The sequence below is a fragment of the Streptomyces diversicolor genome (assembly GCF_057537855.1).
On record NZ_BAAJXA010000024.1, the window covers coordinates 37807 to 59283 of the forward strand.

The 21477-nt window shown below is 73.6% G+C and carries 16 protein-coding genes; 8 read left to right on the forward strand and 8 right to left on the reverse strand.

Going from position 1 to position 21477, the window contains the following annotated elements; genetic code table 11:
• Positions 1-410: 410 nt before the first annotated feature.
• A complete protein-coding gene (locus AC27LF_RS26785) occupies positions 411-1913 on the reverse strand; it encodes an MFS transporter (protein ID WP_479661000.1) in 1503 nt (500 codons plus the stop codon).
• Between the two features lie 253 nt (positions 1914-2166).
• Here AC27LF_RS26785 and AC27LF_RS26790 point away from each other — a divergent pair, with 253 nt between their 5' ends.
• Entirely contained in the window at positions 2167-2694 is a 528-nt protein-coding gene (locus AC27LF_RS26790) for an SRPBCC family protein (protein WP_479660999.1), read from the forward strand.
• 4 nt (positions 2695-2698) lie between these two features.
• Here AC27LF_RS26790 and AC27LF_RS26795 read toward each other — a convergent pair whose 3' ends face one another.
• The 5 genes from AC27LF_RS26795 to AC27LF_RS26815 form a co-directional block, all read right to left on the reverse strand.
• Positions 2699-5524, reverse strand: coding sequence for an NHLP bacteriocin export ABC transporter permease/ATPase subunit (locus AC27LF_RS26795; protein ID WP_479660998.1), 2826 nt, complete (start codon positions 5522-5524; stop codon positions 2699-2701).
• A gap of 1 nt (position 5525) precedes the next feature.
• Complete coding sequence (locus tag AC27LF_RS26800) at positions 5526-7748, reverse strand: NHLP family bacteriocin export ABC transporter peptidase/permease/ATPase subunit (RefSeq protein WP_479660997.1); 2223 nt, start codon at positions 7746-7748, stop codon at positions 5526-5528.
• Positions 7745-8548 carry a hypothetical protein gene (locus AC27LF_RS26805; RefSeq protein ID WP_479660996.1) on the reverse strand — a complete coding sequence of 268 codons (804 nt, stop codon included), beginning with the start codon at positions 8546-8548 and terminating at the stop codon, positions 7745-7747. The genes AC27LF_RS26800 and AC27LF_RS26805 overlap by 4 nt, the downstream gene beginning before the upstream one ends.
• Before the next feature lie 106 nt (positions 8549-8654).
• Positions 8655-8870 carry a type A2 lantipeptide gene (locus AC27LF_RS26810; RefSeq protein ID WP_479660995.1) on the reverse strand — a complete coding sequence of 72 codons (216 nt, stop codon included), beginning with the start codon at positions 8868-8870 and terminating at the stop codon, positions 8655-8657.
• A 426-nt stretch (positions 8871-9296) separates the two neighbouring features.
• Positions 9297-9512 (reverse strand): hypothetical protein, encoded by a 216-nt coding sequence (locus tag AC27LF_RS26815; protein ID WP_479660994.1) that lies wholly within the window; start codon positions 9510-9512, stop codon positions 9297-9299.
• 295 nt (positions 9513-9807) lie between these two features.
• Here AC27LF_RS26815 and AC27LF_RS26820 point away from each other — a divergent pair, with 295 nt between their 5' ends.
• Positions 9808-11208 (forward strand): S1 family peptidase, encoded by a 1401-nt coding sequence (locus AC27LF_RS26820; RefSeq protein WP_479660993.1) that lies wholly within the window; start codon positions 9808-9810, stop codon positions 11206-11208.
• Positions 11209-11296: 88 nt separating this feature from the next.
• Here AC27LF_RS26820 and AC27LF_RS26825 read toward each other — a convergent pair whose 3' ends face one another.
• A complete protein-coding gene (locus AC27LF_RS26825) occupies positions 11297-13462 on the reverse strand; it encodes a PP2C family protein-serine/threonine phosphatase (RefSeq protein WP_479660992.1) in 2166 nt (721 codons plus the stop codon).
• A 718-nt stretch (positions 13463-14180) separates the two neighbouring features.
• On the opposite strand from AC27LF_RS26825, the gene AC27LF_RS26830 reads away from it, so the two are divergent.
• From AC27LF_RS26830 to AC27LF_RS26855, 6 genes are all read left to right on the forward strand, one after another.
• Positions 14181-16628 carry a SpoIIE family protein phosphatase gene (locus AC27LF_RS26830; RefSeq protein WP_479664456.1) on the forward strand — a complete coding sequence of 816 codons (2448 nt, stop codon included), beginning with the start codon at positions 14181-14183 and terminating at the stop codon, positions 16626-16628.
• An 80-nt stretch (positions 16629-16708) separates the two neighbouring features.
• Complete coding sequence (locus tag AC27LF_RS26835; RefSeq protein ID WP_479660990.1) at positions 16709-16984, forward strand: hypothetical protein; 276 nt, start codon at positions 16709-16711, stop codon at positions 16982-16984.
• A gap of 146 nt (positions 16985-17130) precedes the next feature.
• The gene (locus AC27LF_RS26840; RefSeq protein WP_479660989.1) at positions 17131-18198 is read left to right on the forward strand and encodes a glucose-1-phosphate thymidylyltransferase; all 1068 of its coding nucleotides are present in this window, start codon (positions 17131-17133) and stop codon (positions 18196-18198) included.
• On the forward strand, positions 18195-19166 hold the full coding sequence (gene rfbB / locus AC27LF_RS26845) for a dTDP-glucose 4,6-dehydratase (protein WP_479660988.1): 972 nt from the start codon (positions 18195-18197) through the stop codon (positions 19164-19166). Before AC27LF_RS26840 ends, rfbB begins: the two co-directional genes overlap by 4 nt.
• Complete coding sequence (gene rfbD, locus AC27LF_RS26850) at positions 19163-20077, forward strand: dTDP-4-dehydrorhamnose reductase (protein WP_479660987.1); 915 nt, start codon at positions 19163-19165, stop codon at positions 20075-20077. The genes rfbB and rfbD overlap by 4 nt, the downstream gene beginning before the upstream one ends.
• Complete coding sequence (locus tag AC27LF_RS26855) at positions 20074-20877, forward strand: class I SAM-dependent methyltransferase (RefSeq protein WP_479660986.1); 804 nt, start codon at positions 20074-20076, stop codon at positions 20875-20877. Before rfbD ends, AC27LF_RS26855 begins: the two co-directional genes overlap by 4 nt.
• Here AC27LF_RS26855 and rfbC read toward each other — a convergent pair.
• A complete protein-coding gene (gene rfbC / locus AC27LF_RS26860; RefSeq protein WP_479660985.1) occupies positions 20867-21475 on the reverse strand; it encodes a dTDP-4-dehydrorhamnose 3,5-epimerase in 609 nt (202 codons plus the stop codon). The genes AC27LF_RS26855 and rfbC overlap by 11 nt on opposite strands.
• Between the last annotated feature and the right edge of the window lie 2 nt (positions 21476-21477).

A 21477-nucleotide genomic window follows, 5' to 3' on the forward strand; every position in this document is an offset into this window, starting at 1 on the left:
ACGGTGGCCCCTCGGTCCGGGGTCGGACTGTGTTTCCAGAGACCGGGATCGCCGCTACCGCGCCCGGCGGAGCGGGTCCGCGTGCGGGGAGCGCGGGCTCCGGGCGTGGACCGGTGATTCCGCCCCGGGGGCGAGCGGTCGGGGTGGGGCCGGCCGCCGCCTCCGGGATCGCACCACCCGCAGGACGCCTCTGGCGGCCTTCGCGACGGGTGGTGGGGCCGCCCGCCGCTCCCGGGACCGTGCCAGGTGCGGGATGCTCCTGCCGGCCTGTGCCGCGCGTGGTTGTCGGGGTGGCGTCCGCCTGTCGTCCCCGGGCCGCACGACCCCTGGGGCCGGCCTCTGCCATGTCATGTCGGCGGACCGCGCCGAGGGGCCGCCGTCTCCCTGTGGGCGGGGCCCCTCGGTGTGTGTCACATGTGGACTACCGGGGCCGCCGTGGCGTCCTGCTGGGGCACTCCGCGGCGGAACAGGACCAGCGCGATGAGCGCGCCCGCGGCGAACAGACCCGCCGACCACCAGAACGCGGTGGTGTAGCTCTCGATGGTCGCCTGCGCCTGGACCACCTTGCTGGTGGCGTCCCGGCCGGCCAGATAGTCCGTGGCGGCGCTCGCGGCGAGCGTGTTCAGCAGGGCCGTGCCGATCGAACCACCCACCTGCTGCATGGCGTTGACGGTCGCCGAGGCCACGCCCGCGTCCTCGGCGGCGACCCCGCCGGTGGCCAGCTGCATGGCGGGCGGCATGACAAGGCCGAGGCCCACACCGGTCACGATCAGCTGCGGCAGCACCGTGGAGGCGTAGGAGGAGCCGATGCCGATGCCGGTCAGCCAGGCCATGCCCACGGCGGCGACGGCGAAGCCCAGGGAGATGACCGCCTTGGGCCCGATCCGGGGCAGCAGCACCGTGGTGCCGAGCTGGGCGGTCACCATCAGGGCACCCACCATCGGCAGGAACGCCACACCCGTCTTCGTCGGGCTGAAGCCGAGGTTGAGCTGGAGGTAGTAGGTGAGGAAGAGGAACACACCGAACATGCCGGCGCCGGTGATCAGCACCGAGAGGAAGGAGGCGGCCCGCCCCCGGTCGAGCAGGATGCGCAGCGGCAGCAGCGGGTGCTCGGCCCGGGTCTGCCACCAGGCGAACGCGGCCAGCAGCAGACCGCCCGCGATCAGAAAGCCCCAGGTCAGCGGCGAACCCCAGTCGTGCGTCTCGGCGTTGGAGAAGCCGTAGACCAGGGAGAAGAGACCGGTGGCGACCAGGACCGTGCCCGGCACGTCGAGCTTGGAGTTCGTGGCGTCCCGGTGGTTGGTCAGCAGCAGCGTGCCACCGACGAAGGCGACCACCGCGATGGCCACGTTGACGTACAGCGTCCAGCGCCAGTCGAGCGCGTCCGTGAGGAGACCGCCGAGCAGCAGCCCCACGGCACCGCCGGCCCCGGCGATGGCGCCGTACACACTGAACGCCCGGGCCCGCTCACGGGCGTCGGTGAACGTGGTGTTGAGCAGCGACAGCGCGGCGGGCGCGAGCAGCGCGCCGAAGGCACCCTGCAGGGCGCGCGCGGTGACCAGCATGGCGAAGCCGTTCGCGGCGCCGCCGAGCGCGGAGACGGCGGCGAAGCCGACGACGCCGACGAGGAAGGCCGGCTTGCGGCCGAACAGGTCGGCGATGCGCCCGCCGAGCAGCAGCAGCGAGGCGAAGGCCAGCGCGTACGCGGTGACGATCCACTGCCGGTTGCCGTCGGAGAAGCCGAGGTCCGCCTGTGCGGACGGCAGCGCGATGTTCACGATCGTGGCGTCGAGCACCACCATCAGCTGCGCGACGGCGACGACCGCGAGGATCCACCAGCGCCGCGCGGAGGGCGTCGCGGGCGGCGCCGCGGCGCCCGCCGCGGCGTCGTCGGTCAGGGTCTTCTGGGACATCTAGAAGCACTCCAGGGAATGTTCGTCCGGCGCTTGGGCAAAGAACCGGTAAACGAAACTGTTTCGTACACATCGAGCCTAGACCACCGTGAGCGAAACGGCAACGTTTCGCTGGTGGCTCGTCGCACCGCTCCCGAAGCGCCCGCGGCCGGCAGGGGAGATCGTGGAGGCGTGGGGTCCGAGCCCTGGGCCGCCGGCCCGGCGAGGCGTCGGACGACAGCACGGAACCCTCAAGCCCGAAGGACTGATCCCCATGTCCGTCGAACTCACCGGAACCTATGTGACCCTGGACGACGGTCGCCCCGCCGTCCGCTTCAGCCGCGTCTACGACCACCCGCTCGACCGCGTCTGGCGGTTCCTGACCGAGCCCCGGGAAATGGCCCAGTGGTTCCCGTCCCACGCCGAGATCGAGCAGCGGCCCGGCGGCACCATCCGCTTCAGCGGCGATCCGCACATGCCGGAGTCCACCGGCCGGGTGCTCGCCGTCGACCCGCCCCGGCACCTCTCCTTCGACTGGGGCGGCGACGAACTCCGCTTCGACCTGGAGGAGATCGCCGACCGGCGCACCCGGTTCACCCTCACCAACGTCCTGGGCGAGCGGAACGCGGCCGCCCGCAACGGCGCGGGCTGGGAGGTCTGCCTCGCCGCCCTGGACGCGATGGCCCGCGGCGAAGCCTTCACCGGGCCGCACGCCGGCGCGAGCGCGCCCTGGAAGGAGTACTACGCCGGCTACCTCGCCGCCGGCCTGCCCTCCGGCGCCCCCGTGCCCGGCCTGGAGTGACCCCTCACGCCAGCTGCCGCCGCACCAGCTCGTGCAGCCGCCCCCCGGTGTCGGCCAGCAGCTCGGCGGGCGGGCCCTGCTGGGTGATCCGGCCGTCCTCCAGCACCACGATCCGGTCCGCGTCCAGCACCGTCGACAGCCGGTGGGCGATGACGATCCGCGTGGCGTTCAGCTTGCGCGTGCTCTCGATGACCGTGCGCTGGGTGTCGTTGTCCAGGGCGCTGGTCGCCTCGTCGAAGAACAGGATGCGCGGACGCCGGATCAGCGCCTGCGCGATCATCAGCCGCTGCCGCTGACCGCCGGAGACCGCGCCGCCGCCGGAGACGATCGTGTGCAGGCCCATCGGCATCCGCCTGATGTCCTCGGCGAGCCCCGCCAGCTCGGCCGCCGCCATCGCCTCCTCAGGAGTGTACGGCTCGGCGCCGCAGATGACGTCCAGGATCGACCCGGTGAACGGCTGGGCGTGCTGGAGGACCACCCCGCACTGCCGGCGCACGGCCGACTGGTCGAGCGCCGCCAGGTCCTGCCCGTCGTACAGCACACTGCCCGAGACCGGCCGGTCGAACCCGATCAGCAGCCTCAGCAGGGTGGACTTGCCGCAACCGCTCGGGCCGACGATCGCCACGAACTCGCCCGGCCGCACCTCGAAGGACACGTCGTCGAGGACCAGCGGCCCGTCGTCGGCGTACCTGAAGGAGAGCCGGCGGGCCTCCAGGGCGCCCGACAGCGGGCCCGGCCGGGTGCTCGCCGAGCGCACCTCGGGGCTCGCCTCGAAGACCGGCTTGATCTGCTCGAACAGCGGCAGCGCGGCCACCGCGGAGACGAAGGACCCGGTCAGCTGGGTGACCGAGGTGAGCACCATCGTCACCGAGGTGTTGAAGGTGAGGAAGTCCGCCGCCGACATCGTGCCCTGCGCCGGGCCCGCCAGCAGCATGAACATCAGCAGCGTGGACGCCGGCAGATAGACCGCGCCCAGCACCGTCGTCAGGTTCTTGATCCGGCCGACCCGCTGCTGGAGCTCCCGGCTGCGCGCGAACTCCCGCGCCCAGGCGGCGTACGCGTAGTTCTCGGCCGCCGCCACCCGCAGCTTGGGCAGGCCGCGCAGGGTCTGGAACGCCTGGTTGTTCAGCTTGTTGCCGAGCACCACCAGCCGCCGCTGCCAGCGCACCTGCCACAGCCCGAGCCCCAGGAACACGGCCGCGATGACGACCAGCATGCCGAGCGCCGCCATCGCCATCGATGGGCTGTAGCAGAACAGCAGGCCCAGGTTCATCGCACCGACGGTCACCGACTGCGCGACCACCGGGCCGACGCCCGCCAGCAGCCGGCGGACCGCGCTGACGCCCATCGCGGCACTGGCGAGTTCACCGGTGGAGCGCTGGGTGAAGAACCGGGTCGGCAACCGCAACAGCCGGTCCCACACGGCCGGTTGCAGCGCGGCCTCGATCCGGCCCTCAAGACGCAGGATGGACAGGTTCTGCAGCAGCGTGAACGCCGCCGCCACCACACCGCTGACCATCACGGCAAGACAGACCTGGACGATCAGGCTCGTCTGCGCCTTCGGCACGTACGCGCCGAGCACCCTGCCGGTCGCGACCGGCACCAGCGCGCCGACGGCCACCGTCACCAGCCCCGCGAGGAGCAGAGCGAGCAGGTCGCCGCGGGTGCCGTGCAGGCTGAACCGCAGCAGGCCGAGCGGCGTGAGACCCTTGTCGGGCAGCGGCCGGTAGAACATCACCGCCCGCGGCTCGAACTCCTCGGCGTTCGCCTTCTCGACCGGCGTCTCGCGCCCCGTGCCGGGATGGACGGCCACATAGCCGCCGCGCCGCCACAGCAGCGCGACCGGCGCCCCGGACAGCGCCCGGTGCCCGACCAGCGGGCCCACGTTCTCCCGCCACCAGCGGCCCTGGAGCCGCACGGCCCGGGTGCGCACCCGGGAGGCGAGGGCCACCCGCTCCACCGGGTCGAGGCGGTCGCTCTCGGCGCCGCTGCGGGCGGGCTCGGCCAGCCTGATCCCGGCGGCCTCGGCGACCAGCTTGCAGGCCGCATACCCGGCATCCGCGTCGGCGGCCGTGCTGCGGCGCGCCGAGCGCCTGCCGATGGCGGCGAGCAGCGTCCGGTCGGCCTGGGCGCGGACCTCCTCACCGGCCTTGATGCCGGCGGCCGCACGGGACTCATGGGTGCGCTCCACCTGCTCGATCCAGCGGTCCAGCGCGGTCAGCAGCCGGTACTGCTGATCCACCATGGACTGCCACAGCGCCGGGTCCATCAGCAGATCGGCGGCGGCCTCAGCACCATAGAGCGAGCCGTACTGGACGCTGCCCGGCGGCACCCGCATCCAGAAGACGTCGTCGTCGGCGGGCGCCTGGGAGCGGTCCTCGGCCATCGGGGCCTGGAAGAGGACGGACAGCCCGCGGCCCACGCCGAGCGCGACCGCGTACTCCAGCGGGCTGCCGGCGGGCGGAACGTACTGCGGGGTGCCGTACTCGTCGTACGACCAGGTCTGGGTGTGCGCCGGCTGGTACAGCTCGCGCAGACCGACGCGGTGCAGCACGCAGTCGCGCACCGGGCGGGCCACCAGGGTGTGCTGGGGGCCGGTGACCGGGCCGAGCAGCAGCGCGCCCGCCTCCAGCCGGCCGAGGTGGTGCCAGTGGCCCTGCTGGGCGGCGTCCACCGCGAACAGGTCCAGGGCGCCGGCCGCGACCAGCCACAGCACCTGCGGGCCGTCCAGGTCGACGCGGTTGAGGCCGGCGCAGTCCACGCGCGTGCCCAGCGAGCCGAGCGCGCCGAGGACGACATCGCCGTCGTACCCCTCCTGGACCGTCGTCATCTCAGCGCTCCCTGACCAGGGCCGCATATGTGCCGCCGCGTGCCACCAACTCCTCGTGCCGGCCGCGCTCGACGACCGTGCCGTGCTGGAGCACCACGATCTCGTCGCTGTCGCGGACCGTGCTCAGCCGGTGCGCGATCACCACGCAGGCACAGCCGCGCCGGCGCAGGTTGTCCATCACGACCAGCTCGGTCTCCGCGTCCAGCGCGCTGGTCACCTCGTCCAGCACCAGGATGCTCGGCCGGCGCACCAACGCCCGTGCGATCTCCAGGCGTTGGCGCTGCCCGCCGGAGAAGTTGCGGCCGTCCTGCTCGACCCTGCCGTGGATGCCGCCAGGGCGGCGCAGCACCATGTCGTACAGCGCCGCGTCCTTCAGCGCCTCCACCACGGCCTCGTCCGGGATCGAGGGATCCCACAGGGCCACGTTGTCGCGGACCGAGCCCTCGAAGAGGAAGACGTCCTGGTCCACGAAGGAGACGGAGGCGGCAAGCGCGCCGCGCGGAATGTCCTCAAGACGGCGGCCGTCGATGCGGATCACCCCGTCCCACGGCGCGTACAGGCCCGAGATCAGCCGGGAGACGGTGGACTTGCCGCTGCCCGAGCCGCCCACCAGCGCCACCTGCTGTCCCGGGCCCACGGTCAGGTCGAACCCGCTCAGCAGCGGCTTGTCCAGCGGGCTGTAGCCGAACGTCACGTTCTCCAGCTCGACATGCCCGTGCAGCCGGCGCGTCGAGTCGCCGGAGCCGGGCCTGGCATAGCGCGGATCGGCCTGGAAGCTCTCCACGTCCTTCAGCCGGGCCACGTCGGCCGCGAAGTCCTGGATGCGGCCCGCCACCCCGTTCAGCCGGGTCAGCGGTGCCGAGAAGCGGGCCACCAGCGCCTGGAACGCGACCAGCAGACCGACCGAGATATGGCCCTCCACCGCCCGCAGGCCGCCGATCCACAGGATCAGCGCGCTGTTGAACGTGGCGAGCGTCGGCGCGACCACCCCGAGCCACGCGCTCGGCACCCCGAGCCGCTGCTGCTCCTCCAGCGTGCTGGCGTGCTGCCCGGCCCACTTGCGGAAAAAGCCGTCCTCGCCGCCCGTCGCCTTCATCGTCTCGATCAGCTGCAACCCCGTGTACGACGTGTTGGTCAGCCGTGCGGTGTCCGCCCGCAGCTTCGCCGTGCGGGTCGCCCGCAGCCGTACGACCAGCCGCATGGCCACCACGTTGAGCAGCGCCACACCGATGCCGACGAACGTCAGCTGCGGGTCGTAGGTGTAGAGCAGCACGGCGTACAGCAGGACCACGACGGCGTCCACGCCCGCCGCCGCGAGGTCGCGGGCCAGGGTCTCGGCGACCTGGTCGTTGGACTGCAGCCGCTGCACCAGGTCGGCGGGGGAGCGCTGGGAGAAGAACGTGACCGGCAGCCGCAGCAGATGGCGCAGGAAGCGGGCGCTGGACAGGGTGGAGGAGATGATCCGGCCGTGCAGCAGGTTGGCCTGCTGGAGCCAGGTCAGCACCAGGGTGAGCAGCACACAGGTGGCCATCGAGGCGAACAGCACGCCGAGCAGCGAGGTCCGGCCGCCGATGAGGAACATGTCGATGTAGGTGCGGCTGAGCGCGGGCACGGCCGCGCCGACCGCGACCAGCAGCAGGCTGGCCAGGACGGCGGCGGGCAGGGTGCCCGCGGTGCCGCGCAGCCGGGCCGGCATCGCGCCGAGCACACCCGGCCGGCGCCCGCCCCTGCGGAAGCCGTCGCCCGGTTCCATCACCAGCACCACGCCGGTGAAACTGCCGTCGAACTCCTCCATGGGCACGAACCGGCGGCCCTTGCCGGGGTCGTTGATGTACACCCCGCGCCGGCCGAAGCGGCGGCCCATGCCGTCGTAGACGACGTAGTGGTTGAACTCCCAGAACAGCACGGCCGGCGCCGCGACCTGCGCCAGCGCGGCCAGGTCCATCTGCATGCCCTTGGCCGTCAGGTCGTAACTCCGGGCCGCCTTCAGCAGGTTGGAGGCGCGGGAGCCGTCGCGGGAGACACCGCAGGCGATGCGCAGCTCCTCCAACGGCACATGCCGGCCGTAGTGGCCGAGGACCATCGCGAGACAGGCGGCGCCGCACTCGACCGCCTCCATCTGGAGCACCGTGGGGGTACGGACCGTGCCACCGCGGGGCCTGGGCACCGGACGCTTCGCCGAAGCGGCGCGTCGGCGGTCACGGGTCTTCTGTGTCGTGCTCACGGAAGCAGCCAATCGACGGGACGCTGGTCGGCCAGCTCGACCGAGGCGGAGGCGAGGGTCATGGAGTCGAGCCCGAACGGCGGCCCGCCGGCCGTGGACCACCGAAAGCCGCTCTTCGTCGCCGACTTGTCGAGCGCGACCAGGACGGCCACCGGGCGGCCCGCACGGGTGAACTGCTCGCCCAGCTGGCCGTCGCCGAGGAACGCCGCGATCGACTGCGCGGACTGGGCGGTGCGGTCCACCGACTTCACATGGCCGCGCAGCACCCCGTACTCCTGCGTCGGCACCGACGACACGGTCAGGTCGACGGGGGCGTGCGCCGGGATGGCGGCGGCGTTCTCGGCGGGCACGTACACCGTCGCGTACAGCGGGTCCGAGGCATGGGCGACCTTCTCCACGGCGGCGACGTTGGCGCCGGTGCCGATGATCTGGCCGATGGTGGCGGACAGCGCGGTGATCCGGCCGGGGGCGACCGTGCGCACGACCGAGTCGCCCTTGGCCGTACGGACCTTCAGCACGGGCGCGTCGGCGGGCAGCCGCTCGCCCTGCCGGGCGAGAACGGCGGTGACCTGTCCCGCGACCGGGCTCTGCAGGAGGTAACTGCCCTGCCCGTGCGTGAGGATGGCCGGTGCGCCGACCGTGGAGGCGACCGAACCGGTCACCGCCCACACGGCGGCGGCCGCCAGCACGACGAGCGTGACGGACAGCGCGAGCCAGCCCTGCGGGCGGGCGAGGCGCACCGGAAGGTCCAGCTCCTCCGGTGACTGGAGCTTGGCGAGGGCCTGTTGGCGGAACTGCACGGAACTTCCCTCACCTGCGAGGTGCTGTGGTCACGGCGGACGGCGCGACGCCGGAGGGTCCCGGAGCCGTCGGACGGCTCCGGGACCCGGCGGCAACGAGGTGCGGTCAGAGACCGGCGACCAGGTTGGTGACCGGCTGGGTGTTCAGACCGGTGACACCCTCGACGGTGCCCACGGCGGTGTTGAGCAGACCGGAGACCGGAGCGACGCCGTCCACCAGGCCCGTGACGGTGCCGACGGCGTTCAGGGCGAGGCCGCCGGAGACGTTGTCCAGCTCGGCGTCGGAGATCTCGGCGGTCTCGACCTGGGGGGTGGAGTTCATGTCGGAACTTCCCTTCATATGGATATTCACAAGGGGGAGAGCGGCCCCCTCTGGGGACGGCCGCGGGCCGCGGGCGCCGGGCGCCCGTCGCCGGGAGCCCCGCAAGGCCCCGCGGTGCGTTGGATCAAAGCACGCACGCGGCTCGCCCTTCCAATCAATCACCGCCCTCACCTGGGCACTTGGGAGCCACCGGGGCCGGTGCGGTGCAGGTGTGCGCACGACTTGTCGGCGACTCCTTCACATGCGGCACGGCATCGGTGCACCCGAACGCTTGCCACCGCCCGGCGGAATCCGGCACTCCGCGCCAAAGACGCGGGAGGGGGCGCGCGGTTGTGCAGATCCGCCGCCTCCCGTGACCCGCTTGGGCAATCGATGTGCAGATTCCCTGAACCGGTTGTTCCGCCACCTGTTCGGAACGTTCGGTGATCAAGCGGGTGCGGAGCGTGTCGTGAACACCGCCTCGATCAGGACATCCGGACCCGTCACCGCCCGCTGGAAGGACGTCGGCCGCCGCACCGTCACCATCGGCGCGCAGGCGCCGCGCGCCACCGGCACGGCGATCACCGCCGCGGTGTCGGCCCTCGGCGCCTGCCCCGGCAGCCCGCCGCCCTCCCGGGCCGGCCGCCCGGGCAGGGCTGACACAACACGGCACGGTCCTCGCCGGCCGCCTCGACGAACAGGCCGGGACCGAGCACCCCGGGCGCGCGGCGGGCGCGGAGGGCCGTGCCGACTTCGGCGGTGGTCATCGCCATAGGGAGATTGGTCCCGGGCCCGCCCCGCGGCACCGGCAGCGTGGCCGATTCGCCTGTGTGTACGGCGAGTTGGCGGATGTGATTGAACGCCCCGCGCGACCCGTCCGTACCTAGGGCCAGCCAGGCGCGCCCCCGATCCACTGCCCGACAGCGGCACAGACCCCGTCCCCAGGAGGTCGAGAAGGTTGAGTCACAAGCGAATTCCGAAGCGCAAGGCCGCGATAGCGGTGGGCGGTGTCGCGGCGCTCGGGGCCGCGGCCCTCCTGCTGCCCAACGCCAACGCGTCCCAGGACGAGGAGGCGGCCGGCGCGGCCCCCAGGACCCTGAGGGCGAACGACGCCTCGGATCTCGCCGCGCAGGTGCGCGGCCTGCTCGGCGACGCCTTCGCCGGCTCCTACTACGACAGCGGCAGCCGGCAGCTCGTCGTCAACGTGGCCGGCGGCGACGAGAACGCGACGCTCCGGGCGGAGCAGGCCGGCGCGGTGGTCCGCCGTGTCGACAACAGCACGGCCGAACTGGAGTCCGCCGCACGGACGTTGCGGACCGAGGCGACCATCCCCGGCACCTCCTGGGCCGTCGACCCGCGGACCAACCGGATCCAGGTCACCGCCGACAGCACGGTCACCGGCGCCCGCTGGGACAGGCTGGAGTCGACCGTCCAGGGCCTCGGCTCCGGCATGGCGACCATCAAGAAGTCCGCGGGCACCTTCAAGACCTTCGTCGCGGGCGGCGACGCCGTCTTCTCCCAGGTGCAGGGCGGCACCGTCCGCTGCTCCCTCGGTTTCAACGTCACCGCGTCCGACGGCAGCCCCGCCTTCCTGACGGCCGGTCACTGCGGGGTCGCCGCCGAGAACTGGTCCGACTCCGAGACCGGTCAGCCGATCGCCACCGTGGACCAGGCGACCTTCCCCGGCGAGGGCGACTTCTCCCTGGTCACCTACGACGACGCCACCACGCAGGCGCCCAGCGAGGTCAATGTCTCAGGCGGGCAGAGCGTACAGATCGCCCAGGCCGCCGAGGCCACCGTCGGCCAGGCGGTGCTCCGGATGGGCTCGACGACCGGTCTGCACGACGGCACGGTCACGGGGCTCGACGCGACCGTGAACTTCCAGAGCGAGACCGACCCGAGCGGCGTGGACACCGTGACCGGGCTGATCCAGACGGACGTGTGCGCCGAACCCGGCGACAGCGGCGGACCGCTGTTCACCCAGGACGGCAGCGCGCTCGGCCTCACCTCCGGCGGCAGCGGCGACTGCACCAGCGGCGGCGAGACCTTCTTCCAGCCGGTGACCACCGCCCTCCAGGCGACCGGCGCCACCCTCGGCGCCGGCGGCGCGGGCGACCAGAACGGCGGCGGTGACCAGGCGGGCGGCGACGGGGTCGGCGGGGCCGCCGACCCGTCCGCGTCCGCACAGGACCCGCCCGGCGCGGGCGACCCGATGGACGGCGGCCAGGCCGGCGCGGGCGACCAGTCCGGCAACGGCACCGGCGACCAGACCGGCACCGGCACCGGTGATCAGACCGGCAACGGTGACCAGACCGGCACCGGGGCGCACGCGGGGGCGTCCCGCTCCAGGACCCACTGATCGGCCTCACCCGCGGTTCCGGCCGACGGTGGACGGCCCGGCCCTCCGGCGGGAGGGCCGGGCCGTGTCGCGCGCCGGCTGCTGCGGCTCAGCCGTCCGCCCGCGCCCGCAGCAGCAGCACCGCCACGTCGTCCGCCCGCTCGCGCGCCGCCACGCTGTGCCGCACCACCTCGTCGGCCAGGTACTCCAGCGGCTGGTCGCCCGCCGTGGCCAGCAGTTCGCCCAGATCGGCCAGCGCGTCCTCGATGTCGACGCCGGGCGACTCGATCAGACCGTCGGTGTACAGGGCGAGCAGCGCGCCGGGAGCGAGCCCGACCTCCGTGGTCGGATACGTCGCCGCCGCGTCGATGCCCAGCAGCGGACCGCCCGCCAGGTCCAGCACCCGCACCCGGCCGTCCGGCCGTCTCAGCAGCGGCGGCGGATGCCCCGCCCGTGCCATCACGGCCCGCCCGCGCGCCGGGTCCAGCCGCAGATACAGACAGCTCGCGAACAGCTCGGCCCCCAGATCGATCAGCAGCCGGTTGGTGCTGCTCATGACCTCCTCGGGCGACTGGCCCCCGGTCGTGAACGCCCGCACCCCGGTACGGATCTGCCCCATCAGCCCGGCCGCGGTCACATTGTGGCCCTGGACGTCCCCGATCACCGCCGCCGCGAACGGCCGGGTCGGCACCAGGTCGTAGAAGTCGCCGCCGATCTCCATGCCCTGCGTGGCCGGCAGATAGCGGGCCGCCGCCTCGATGCCGGGCAGCCGGACCAGCGAGTGCGGCAGCAGGGCCGCCTGCAGCCCGTGCGCCAGCTGGTTCTTGGTGTCGTAGAGCCTGGCCCGCTCCAGGGCCTGTGCGATCAGCCCGCCAAGGCTGGTCAGCACGGCCCGCTCGTCCGCGGGGAAGGCGTGCGGCTGCGCGTAGGCGAGCACACAGGTGCCCACCGGCCGCCCCGACGCGATCAGCGGCAGATAGGCCCAGGCGGCGAAGCCGTCCGGTACCGCGTGCCGGTTCGGATACAGGTGTTCCAGCTGCTGCCGCGACTCGAAGAAGGCCGGCACCCCGCTCCTGAGGACATGCGTTCCGGGCGTGCGTTTGACCAGCGGCAGGCCGTCGAACCGCTCGACGGCCCGCGCGTCCGCGTATCCGCGGTGGCCCAGCACATGCAGCCGCCCGGCCTGGGAGCCCAGCAGCACGAGGGCCTGACTGCCCACGGCCGGGCAGATCTCGTCCGCGACGAGCTGCACCACGTCCTGCACGCCCACCGCCTCGGTCAGCGCGCCCGCGAGGCTCAGCACCTGCGAGATCGTGACCAGCCGGGACGGGTTCTCGGCTCGCGGCGCGTGCTGCGCCAGCTCCGCCGCCGCGCGGGCCCTGCCGATGCGCACGCTCAGCCCGGTCGTGCTCGGGTACAGCCGGAAGGACAGCCAGTCGCCCGGCGGGCGCAGCGCCACGAACGAGGTGGGGCGCTGGCTGATCAGCGCCGCCCGGTAGCGGTCCTCGTAGACGGGATCGTCCAGCCAGGGCACCGAGGCCCACAGATGGGTGCCGAGCAGGTCCTCGGCGGCGGCGCCGAGCAGTTCGGCCGCCGCGGCGTTGGCGAAGCCCACCCGGCCGTGCAGATCCAGCGACACCAGCCCGTACGGCAGCCGGGCCACCATCCGGGCCGCCTCGACGGTTCCCGGCGTGCCCGCCAGGTCCGGCACCGGGACCGCCGGCAGATCCGGCTCGTGCCGCGTGGCGCGCCGCTCCCGCGTGGCCTGCTCCAGGCGTGTCGCGAGCAGATGGCAGGCTCGCGTCAGCCGGTCGCGCTCCCGGTCGGACAGCTCCGGCGGATGCGTCGCCGGCCAGGTCACGTACACCGCGCCGTAGGTGGTGCCCGCGGTGGCCAGGGGCAGCGCGGCCAGCGCGAAGGGGTAGGGGAGGACCACGGAGATCCGCGGGTAGCGGCGTGCCATGTCCTCCTCGCCGCCCACCCAGACCAGCCGGCGCTCGCGGACCGCCTCGGACACCGGGACCGGTGCGCTCAGCCCGATCCGCTCCCACGGTGCCGCGAACGCCCGCGGCAGCCCCGCCATCACCGCCATCTCCAGCACGGGCTCGTCCGGCGCCAGCAGATAGACCGCGCCGGAGTGCGCGTCGACCTGTTCCATCATCGCCGCCAGGGACAGCGACAGCAGCGGCCGGCCGGACCGCGCATCGGCCGCGGCCGCCGGGGGCGTCCGCCCGTCGGACACGGCGACCACCTCCTCACGCGGCGCGCCGCGCATCCCAGGCCACAAGACTCCCTCGCGCCGCCGCCCCCCGCACGGCGAACGACACCCACGGCCGGCCCCCGGGCCGGTGCGACCACCGGCCACCACGTCGCCCGAGGGGCGGCGGACGGCTCGGGCCGTGACGGTCACCGCCGGGCCTGACGGCGACGGCGTACGGCGACGGCGACGGTGTACGGCGACGGCGACTGAGGTGGGGGAGGCGGGCGGTGTGCGGGAGCGCCGGGCAGCGGGCCCCTGCATGCCCCTGTGCGCCGCCGGACCCGGCGGCGCACAGGGGCAGGTGCGGCGCCCCGCGGGGGCCGCCGCCCTCCGCGTGGCGCCTCAGCGGTGCAGGCCACACCTCCGGCACCGCCGCCCCTCGGCCGGCCACCGCCCCCCACGGCGCCGCCCATCCCGGCCGGATCATCGTCCGCCCCGGCCGGCCACCGTCCGTGGGGCGCAGTCCGTCCCTGCCGGTCGTCGTCCGTACGGTGCCGTCGATCCCGGCCGGTCGCCTTCCGTTCGGCGCCGCCCATCACGGCGGGGCGCCGTCCGTGCGGGGCCGGCCGGCTGGGGCGTGACCGTGTGTGAGGCGGGGGCCGTCAACCTGGCGTCAACGCGCCGTGCCGCCTCGCGGGCGCTCGCGGATTGCGCCGTAGGGCCGGGTGGACGGCCGGTCCGTGGCTCCACGGGACGGTCACAGGGGCTGCGCAGACGTCCCATAAGCGCTGTAATGGCGGACGTGGTCAGTGAGGGCGCTGCGGTACGCGGAACGAGGACGGAACGTGCCGAAGCCGCCCTCGAAGCGCTCGCCGCCGACCCCCGTACCGCCGACCGGCCCCGCCGCGTCCTCGAACAGGCCCTCGTCCTCGCCGGCGCCGCCTTCGCCGGCCTGTACACCCTCGGTGACGACGGCACCCTGCTCTGCCTCACCGTGTCGGCGGGACTGCCGCGCACCCTGTACGGACTGCGCGACAGCTATCCCGTCTCCGGCCGCTCCCCGGCCGCCGAGGCCCATCGCACCGGGCGGCCGGGGTGGCTCGGCCCCGAGGAACTGGCCGGCTCGCCCGGGGCCCGCCGCACCCCGTCACCGGACTTCTGCGTGGCCGCACTCCCGGTGCACGGCGACGGCGTGCTGCTCGCCGCGACCGAGAACCCCCACGGCTTCGACGGCGCGGACCGCGCCGTCCTCGCCCTGGTCGCCGGCGCGGTCCCGCTGCCCGAGGCGGCCCGGCCCGAGGAGGCCGGCGAACTGCCCGCCGACGCGTTCAGCCTGGCCATGGACACCGGCCGGATCGAGGTCGGAGAGCGCATCCTGGAGCTGTTCCGCATCGGCCGGGAAACCTTTGACGGCAAGGTGGAGACACTGCTCGGCCTGACCGTGCCCGAGGACCTGCCCTCGCTCATGTCCGTCGTCGAGGCCGACCACATGTCGCTCGGCGAACGCGAGCTGGAGTTCCGTGTCCTGCAACCCCCGGGCCCGCCGAAGTGGCTGCGGCTGCGCGGCCGGCTGCTGTCCGGCGGCGACGGCCGCCCGGCCCGGCTCGTCGGCACCGTCGCCGACGCCTCCACGGTCCGTTCGGACGTCACCGATGTGGCCCGTGTGCAGCGGCTGGCCGCCTCCCTCGCCACCGCGGGCACCGTCAAGGACGTCAGCAAGGCCGTGGTGGCCGCGCTGCGCGGACCGCTCCAGGCCGACCGGATCGCCCTCGCCGAGCTGGAGAACGACCGGCTCGTGGTCATCGTCCTCGACCCGCCCGAACCCGCGGCCTGGCCCGAGCTGTGGCGCAGCGAATGGCGCACCGAGTGGCCCGACGCCCCGGTGCGCTCCATGCCCACCCTCGCCGCGGCCCTCAGCGAGGGCCGCGCCCGGATCTGGCCCGCGGGCACCGCCCTGGAGCCCGCACTCGCCGGGGTCGGGCCCGGCGGCCTTGCCGTGCTGCCGCTGTCCGCCGCAGGCCGCACCGTCGGCGCCTGTCTGATCGGCTGGGACCGCCCCCACGACTTCGGCCCCGACGAGCGCGCCCTGCTCACCGCCTCCGCGGGCCTGGCCGGGCAGGCCCTGATGCGCGCTCGCGCCTTCGACGCCGAGCACGAACTGGTCGGCATGCTGCAACGCGCCCTGCTGCCGCGCCGGCTGCCCCGGCTGCCCGGCGGGGTCGCCGTCGCCCGCTATCTGCCCACCACCGCGGGCCTGGAGGTCGGCGGCGACTGGTACGACGTGATCCCGCTGCCCGACAACCACGTCGCCCTCGTCATCGGCGACGTCCAGGGCCACAACGCGGGCGCCGCCACCCTCATGGGCCAGATGCGCACCGCGCTGCGCGCCTACGCCGCCGAGGGCCACCCGCCCGACGTGGTCGTCTCGCACGCCAACCGGCTCCTGCTGGAGATGGAGACGGACCTCTTCGCCACCTGCGCCTACGTCGACGTCGACATGGAGGAGGGCTCGGCCTGGTGCGTACGGGCCGGTCACCTGCCCCCCGTGCTGCGCCACCCGGACGCCGGCACACAGGTCGTGGAGGCCGCGGGCGGACCCCCGCTGGGCGTGCTGCCCCAGGCCGACTTCCCGATGACCCAGCTGCGGCTGCGGCCCGGCACCCTGCTCGCGCTGACCACCGACGGCCTGGTCGAGTCCGCCGAGGAGGACGTCGACGCGGGCCTTGCCCGGCTCGCCCGCGAACTGGCCGCCGCCGACCCGGCCCACCTGGGGCAGGTCGCCGACGCCCTGCTCGGCGGCGCCCACCGCGGCGACGACGTGGCGCTGCTGCTCCTGCGCTACGACGGCATGGCCGTACGCCCGCGACGGGAGAGCTGGACCGTGTGGCGGGTGCCCGAGGCGGTGCGGCACGCCCGCCGCTTCACCCGGCGCACCCTGCGCTCCTGGGGCGTGCCCGCCGACACCTGGGACGCCGTGCTCCTCGTCGTCTCCGAACTGGTCACCAACGCGCTCGTGCACACCGACGGCCAGGTACGCCTCGACCTCACACTGGTCAACCACCGCTTCCGCGTCGCCGTCGCCGACGTCTCGCCCCGCACCCCCGTCAGACCCACCAGCCTCGGCTGGGAGGCAACCGGCGGCCGGGGCATCCTGCTGGTGGAGGCCATGTCGGCGGCGTGGGGGACGGTACCGGCGGGCGGCGGCAAACAGGTGTGGGCCGAGCTGACGCTCGGCGGCTGACCGCCACACGGGTACCGGTGCCCGGCCCGCCCGGCAGGTCGCGGTGGCACGGCGCGCACGCCGTGCCTAGGGTCCATGCCGTGTCGCACACCTTCGAAGAACTCGTCGCCAAACAGCGCGCGGCCGACGCCGCCCACGCCCAGGTACAGGAGCTGCGGGAAGCCTACGGACCCCCGGCCGAGGCCCAGTTGACCGCCACCCAGGCGGACACCTACGAGACCGCCGTACGGGCCTGGCGGGACCTGGCCCGGGACCTGCAGACCGCGCTGAGGGAGTACGCCCGCGACGAGGGCCGGTCCCTGACCGACGTCGAGGCCGAGGTGCAGCGGGACGCGAGCGAACCGGAGGGGAACTGACACCGTCGCCCCGGTGACGGCGGCACCGCGCCCAGCCGGATTCCACCCCCCGGAAAGGTTCCGGTAGCACCGAGGACGTACCGTCGTAACCGGCCGGCAAGACAAACGAAGGTCCGATCCGGACGATCGCCTATAGGGTGTGGCAGATGAAGGCACTCGTGCTCTCCGGCGGCGCCGGTACACGGCTGCGTCCGATCACGCACACATCGGCGAAACAGCTCGTGCCGGTGGCCAACAAGCCCGTGCTGTTCTACGGCCTTGAGTCCATCGCGGCGGCCGGGATCACCGAGGTAGGGATGATCGTCGGCGACACCGCCGCCGAGATCGAGGCGGCGGTCGGCGACGGCTCGGCGTTCGGCCTGAAGGTGACGTACATACCCCAGGAACGGCCCCTGGGACTGGCCCACGCGGTGCTGATCGCGCGGGACTTCCTCGGGGACGACGACTTCGTGATGTATCTCGGCGACAACTTCGTGGTCGGCGGCATCAGCGACCTCGTCGAGGAGTTCCGGGTGTGCCGCCCCGACGCCCAGATCCTGCTCACCCACGTCCCCGACCCGCGCTCCTTCGGCGTCGCCGAACTCGACGCGTCCGGCAGGGTGGTGGGCCTCGAAGAGAAGCCGCGGCGGCCCAAGAGCGACCTGGCGCTGGTCGGGGTCTATCTGTTCAGCCCCGCCGTCCACGAGGCCGTACGCGCCGTGCGGCCGTCCTGGCGCGGCGAGTTGGAGATCACCGACGCCATCCAGCACCTCATCGACGCCGACGCCGACGTGCGCTCCACGCTCGTCGAGGGCTACTGGAAGGACACCGGCAACGTCGGCGACATGCTGGAGGTCAACCGGACCGTCCTGGAGTCCGTGCAGCGGCGCATCGACGGTGAGGTGGACGAGCGGTCCGAGACCGTCGGCCGGGTGGTGGTCGAGCGCGGCGCGCGCATACTCAACTCGCGGATCGTCGGCCCCGCCGTCATCGGGGCCGGGACCGTCGTCCGCGACTCCTACGTCGGGCCCTTCACCTCCGTCGCGGAGAACTGCCGGATCACCGGCAGCGAGCTGGAGTTCTCCATCGTGCTGCGCGACTCGTCCATCGACGGGGTGGGCCGGATCGAGTCCTCGCTGATCGGCCGGCATGTCGAGGTGACCCCGACGGCCAAGGTGCCCAGTGCCCACCGCCTCGTCCTCGGAGACCACAGCAAGGTGCAGATCCGTTCATGAATCTCCTCGTCACCGGCGCCGCCGGGTTCATAGGCTCCGCGTACGTGCGCGCGCTGCTCGCCGCCGACGCCCCGCACACGCCCCGGATCACGGTGCTCGACAAGCTCACCTACGCCGGCACGCTGACCAACCTGCCCGTCGGCCACCCCCGCCTCGACTTCGTGCACGGCGACATCCGCGACGCGGGACTGGTCGACAAGCTGATGGCGGACGCCGACCAGGTCGTGCACTTCGCCGCCGAATCACACGTGGACCGGTCGATCGACGCGGCCGGCGCGTTCGTGCTCACCAACGTGGTCGGCACCCAGACGCTGCTGGACGCGGCCCTGCGCCACGGCGTCGGCCCGTTCGTGCACATCTCCACCGACGAGGTCTACGGCTCCATCGCGTCAGGCTCCTGGCCGGAGACCCACCCGCTGGCCCCCAACTCCCCCTACTCCGCCTCGAAGGCGTCCGCCGACCTGCTCGCCCTCGCCTACCACCGCACCCACGGCCTCGACGTCCGGGTCACCCGCTGCTCCAACAACTACGGCCCGCACCAGTTCCCGGAGAAGGTCGTCCCGCTGTTCGTCACCAACCTGCTGGACGGCCTCAGGGTCCCGCTGTACGGGGACGGGCGCAACGTCCGCGACTGGCTGCACGTCGACGACCACTGCCGGGGCATCGAACTGGTCCGAACGAAGGGCCGCCCCGGCGAGGTCTACAACATCGGCGGCGGCACCGAGCTGAGCAACCGGGACCTCACCGCCCTGCTGCTGGCGGCCTGCGGCGCCGACTGGGACCGGGTCGACCACGTCGCGGACCGCAAGGGCCACGACCTGCGCTACTCGGTCGACTGGAGCAAGGCCCGCGACGAGTTGGGCTACCGCCCGCGGCGCGACTTCACCACCGCCCTCGCCGAGACCGTCGCCTGGTACCGCGAGAACCGCGCCTGGTGGCAGCCGCTCAAACAGCGGGGGGCGCGATGAGGTGGCTGGTCACCGGGGCGGGCGGCATGCTCGGCCGGGACACGGTTGAGGAACTGCTCCGCCGCGGCGCGCACGTACGCGGCCTCGACCGCGCGGCACTCGACATCACCGAACCCGACGCGGTACGGCGGGCGTTCGAGGAGCACCGCCCGGACGTGGTCGTCAACTGCGCGGCGTACACCGCCGTCGACGCCGCCGAGACTGACGAGGCCCGCGCGCTCGCCGTCAACGGCGACGGGCCGCGCCTGCTCGCCCGCGCCTGCGCCGCCCGGGGCGCCCGCCTGGTGCACATCTCCTCCGACTACGTCTTCGACGGCGAGCGGCAGCCCCGCACCCCGGACCCGGCCACGGGGACCGTCGCCCGCACGCCCTACCCCGAGGACCACCCGCCGGCCCCGCGCACCGCCTACGGCCGCACCAAGCTCGCCGGCGAGCGTGCGGTGCTCGGCGAACTCCCGGGCGCCGTCGTCGTCCGCACCGCCTGGCTGTACGGCGTCCACGGGCCCAGCTTCGTGCGCACCATGCTGGAACTGGAGGCCCGCCGCGACACCGTCGACGTGGTCGACGACCAGCGTGGCCAGCCCACCTGGAGCGCGGACGTGGCCGCCCGGATCGCGGACCTCGCCGCCCGGCTCACCCCGGACGGCGGCCCGCACGGAGTGTTCCACGCCACCAGTCGCGGCGAGGCCAGCTGGCACGAACTGGCCCGGGAGGTGTTCGCGCTGGTGGGCGCGGACCCGGACCGGGTGCGCCCGGTCGGCAGCGCCGCGTTCCCGCGTCCCGCGCCCCGGCCCGCCTACAGCGCCCTCGGGCACGGCCGGTGGCGGGAGATCGGCCTGGCACCGCCGCGCGACTGGCGGGCCGCCCTGCACGAAGCACTGCCCCACATCCGCGAGGAGATGTCCCAGTGAAACGGCACGAGTTCCTGCGGGAACTGCACAAGGTCACCGCGAACCGCAACTACCTGGAGATCGGCGTCAACGACGGCCGCAGCCTGACGCTGTCCCGGGTGCCGAGCATCGCGATCGACCCCGCGTTCAAGGTGGTCACGGAGATCCGCTGCGACGTCCACCTCGCCAAGGCGACCAGCGACGACTTCTTCGCCCGCGAGAACCCGCTCGCGCATCTGCGGGGCGGCCGGCACCCGCTGCGCAACATCGCCCGCAACCGCAGCCCGCTCGGGTACTGGCGGCGCACCACCCTCGATCTGTCGTTCATCGACGGCATGCACCTGTTCGAGTACGCGCTGCGCGACTTCATGAACATCGAGCGGCACTCGGACTGGGCCAGCGTGATCGTCTTCGACGACATGCTGCCGCGCACCGTGGACGAGGCGGCCCGGGACCGGCACACCAACGCCTGGACCGGCGACGTCTACAAGCTCGTGGAGATCCTGGGCCGCCACCGGCCCGACCTCGTGACGGTCCTCGTCGACACCGCTCCCACCGGGCAGCTCCTGGTCTTCGGGGCCGACCCGTCCGACACGGTGCTCAGGGACAACTACGACGAGATCGTCGCCGAGTTCGAGGTGCCCGATCCGCAGAAGGTGCCCGAGTCGATCCTGGAGCGCACCACGGCCGTGCGGCCCGAGGCGCTGCTGTCGGCCGGCTTCTGGGGGCCGCTCGCGGCGGCCCGCAACCGTGGCACCAAGCGGTCCCGCGGCTGGGAGCCGCTGCGCCGTGCGGTGGCGCAGTACGGCGTCAGCCGCTGAGCCGCCCGGAGCGCAGCCGCTCGTAGTGGGCGGAGCAGTCCGCGTGAGAGGGCAGCAGACCGGACCGCTCCGCCTCGGCCAGGGTGGGCGCCGCGGCGTCCTTCTCGGACAGCACGGGTGTGATGCCCCGCGGCCACTCGATGCCCAGCCGCGGGTCCAGCGGGTGCACCGCGTGCTCACGCTTCGGCGCGTAGCCGGTCGAGCACAGGTACAGCACCGTGGCGTCGTCGGTGAGCGCCATGAACGCGTGCCCGAGCCCTTCGGCGAGGAAGACCGCGTGCCGGTTGTCCTCGTCAAGGCGCAGCGCCTCCCACCGGCCGTAGGTGGGCGAGCCGACGCGGATGTCCACGACCACGTCGAGCACGGCCCCGCGGACACAGGTCAGGTACTTGGCCTGGCCGGGCGGCACGTCGGCGAAGTGCACCCCGCGCAGCACACCCCGCCGGGACACCGAGCAGTTGGCCTGGGCGAGGTTCAGGTCGTAGCCGGTGGCCTCGCGGAACTCCTCGCCCCGGAACCACTCGTGGAAGCTGCCCCGGTGGTCCGGGAAGACCTTGGGTTCCAGGACCCAGGCGTCCGAGATCTCCAGTTCCCGCACTG

Coding starts and splice junctions, on each gene's coding strand:
- AC27LF_RS26785 (WP_479661000.1), bottom strand. CDS start 1,913: ATGTCCCAGAAGACCCTGACCGACGACGCCGCGGCGGGCGCCGCGGCG.
- AC27LF_RS26790 (WP_479660999.1), top strand. CDS start 2,167: ATGTCCGTCGAACTCACCGGAACCTATGTGACCCTGGACGACGGTCGC.
- AC27LF_RS26795 (WP_479660998.1), bottom strand. CDS start 5,524: ATGACGACGGTCCAGGAGGGGTACGACGGCGATGTCGTCCTCGGCGCG.
- AC27LF_RS26810 (WP_479660995.1), bottom strand. CDS start 8,870: ATGAACTCCACCCCCCAGGTCGAGACCGCCGAGATCTCCGACGCCGAG.
- AC27LF_RS26825 (WP_479660992.1), bottom strand. CDS start 13,462: ATGCGCGGCGCGCCGCGTGAGGAGGTGGTCGCCGTGTCCGACGGGCGG.
- AC27LF_RS26830 (WP_479664456.1), top strand. CDS start 14,181: ATGGCGGACGTGGTCAGTGAGGGCGCTGCGGTACGCGGAACGAGGACG.
- AC27LF_RS26840 (WP_479660989.1), top strand. CDS start 17,131: ATGAAGGCACTCGTGCTCTCCGGCGGCGCCGGTACACGGCTGCGTCCG.
- rfbB (WP_479660988.1), top strand. CDS start 18,195: ATGAATCTCCTCGTCACCGGCGCCGCCGGGTTCATAGGCTCCGCGTAC.
- rfbD (WP_479660987.1), top strand. CDS start 19,163: ATGAGGTGGCTGGTCACCGGGGCGGGCGGCATGCTCGGCCGGGACACG.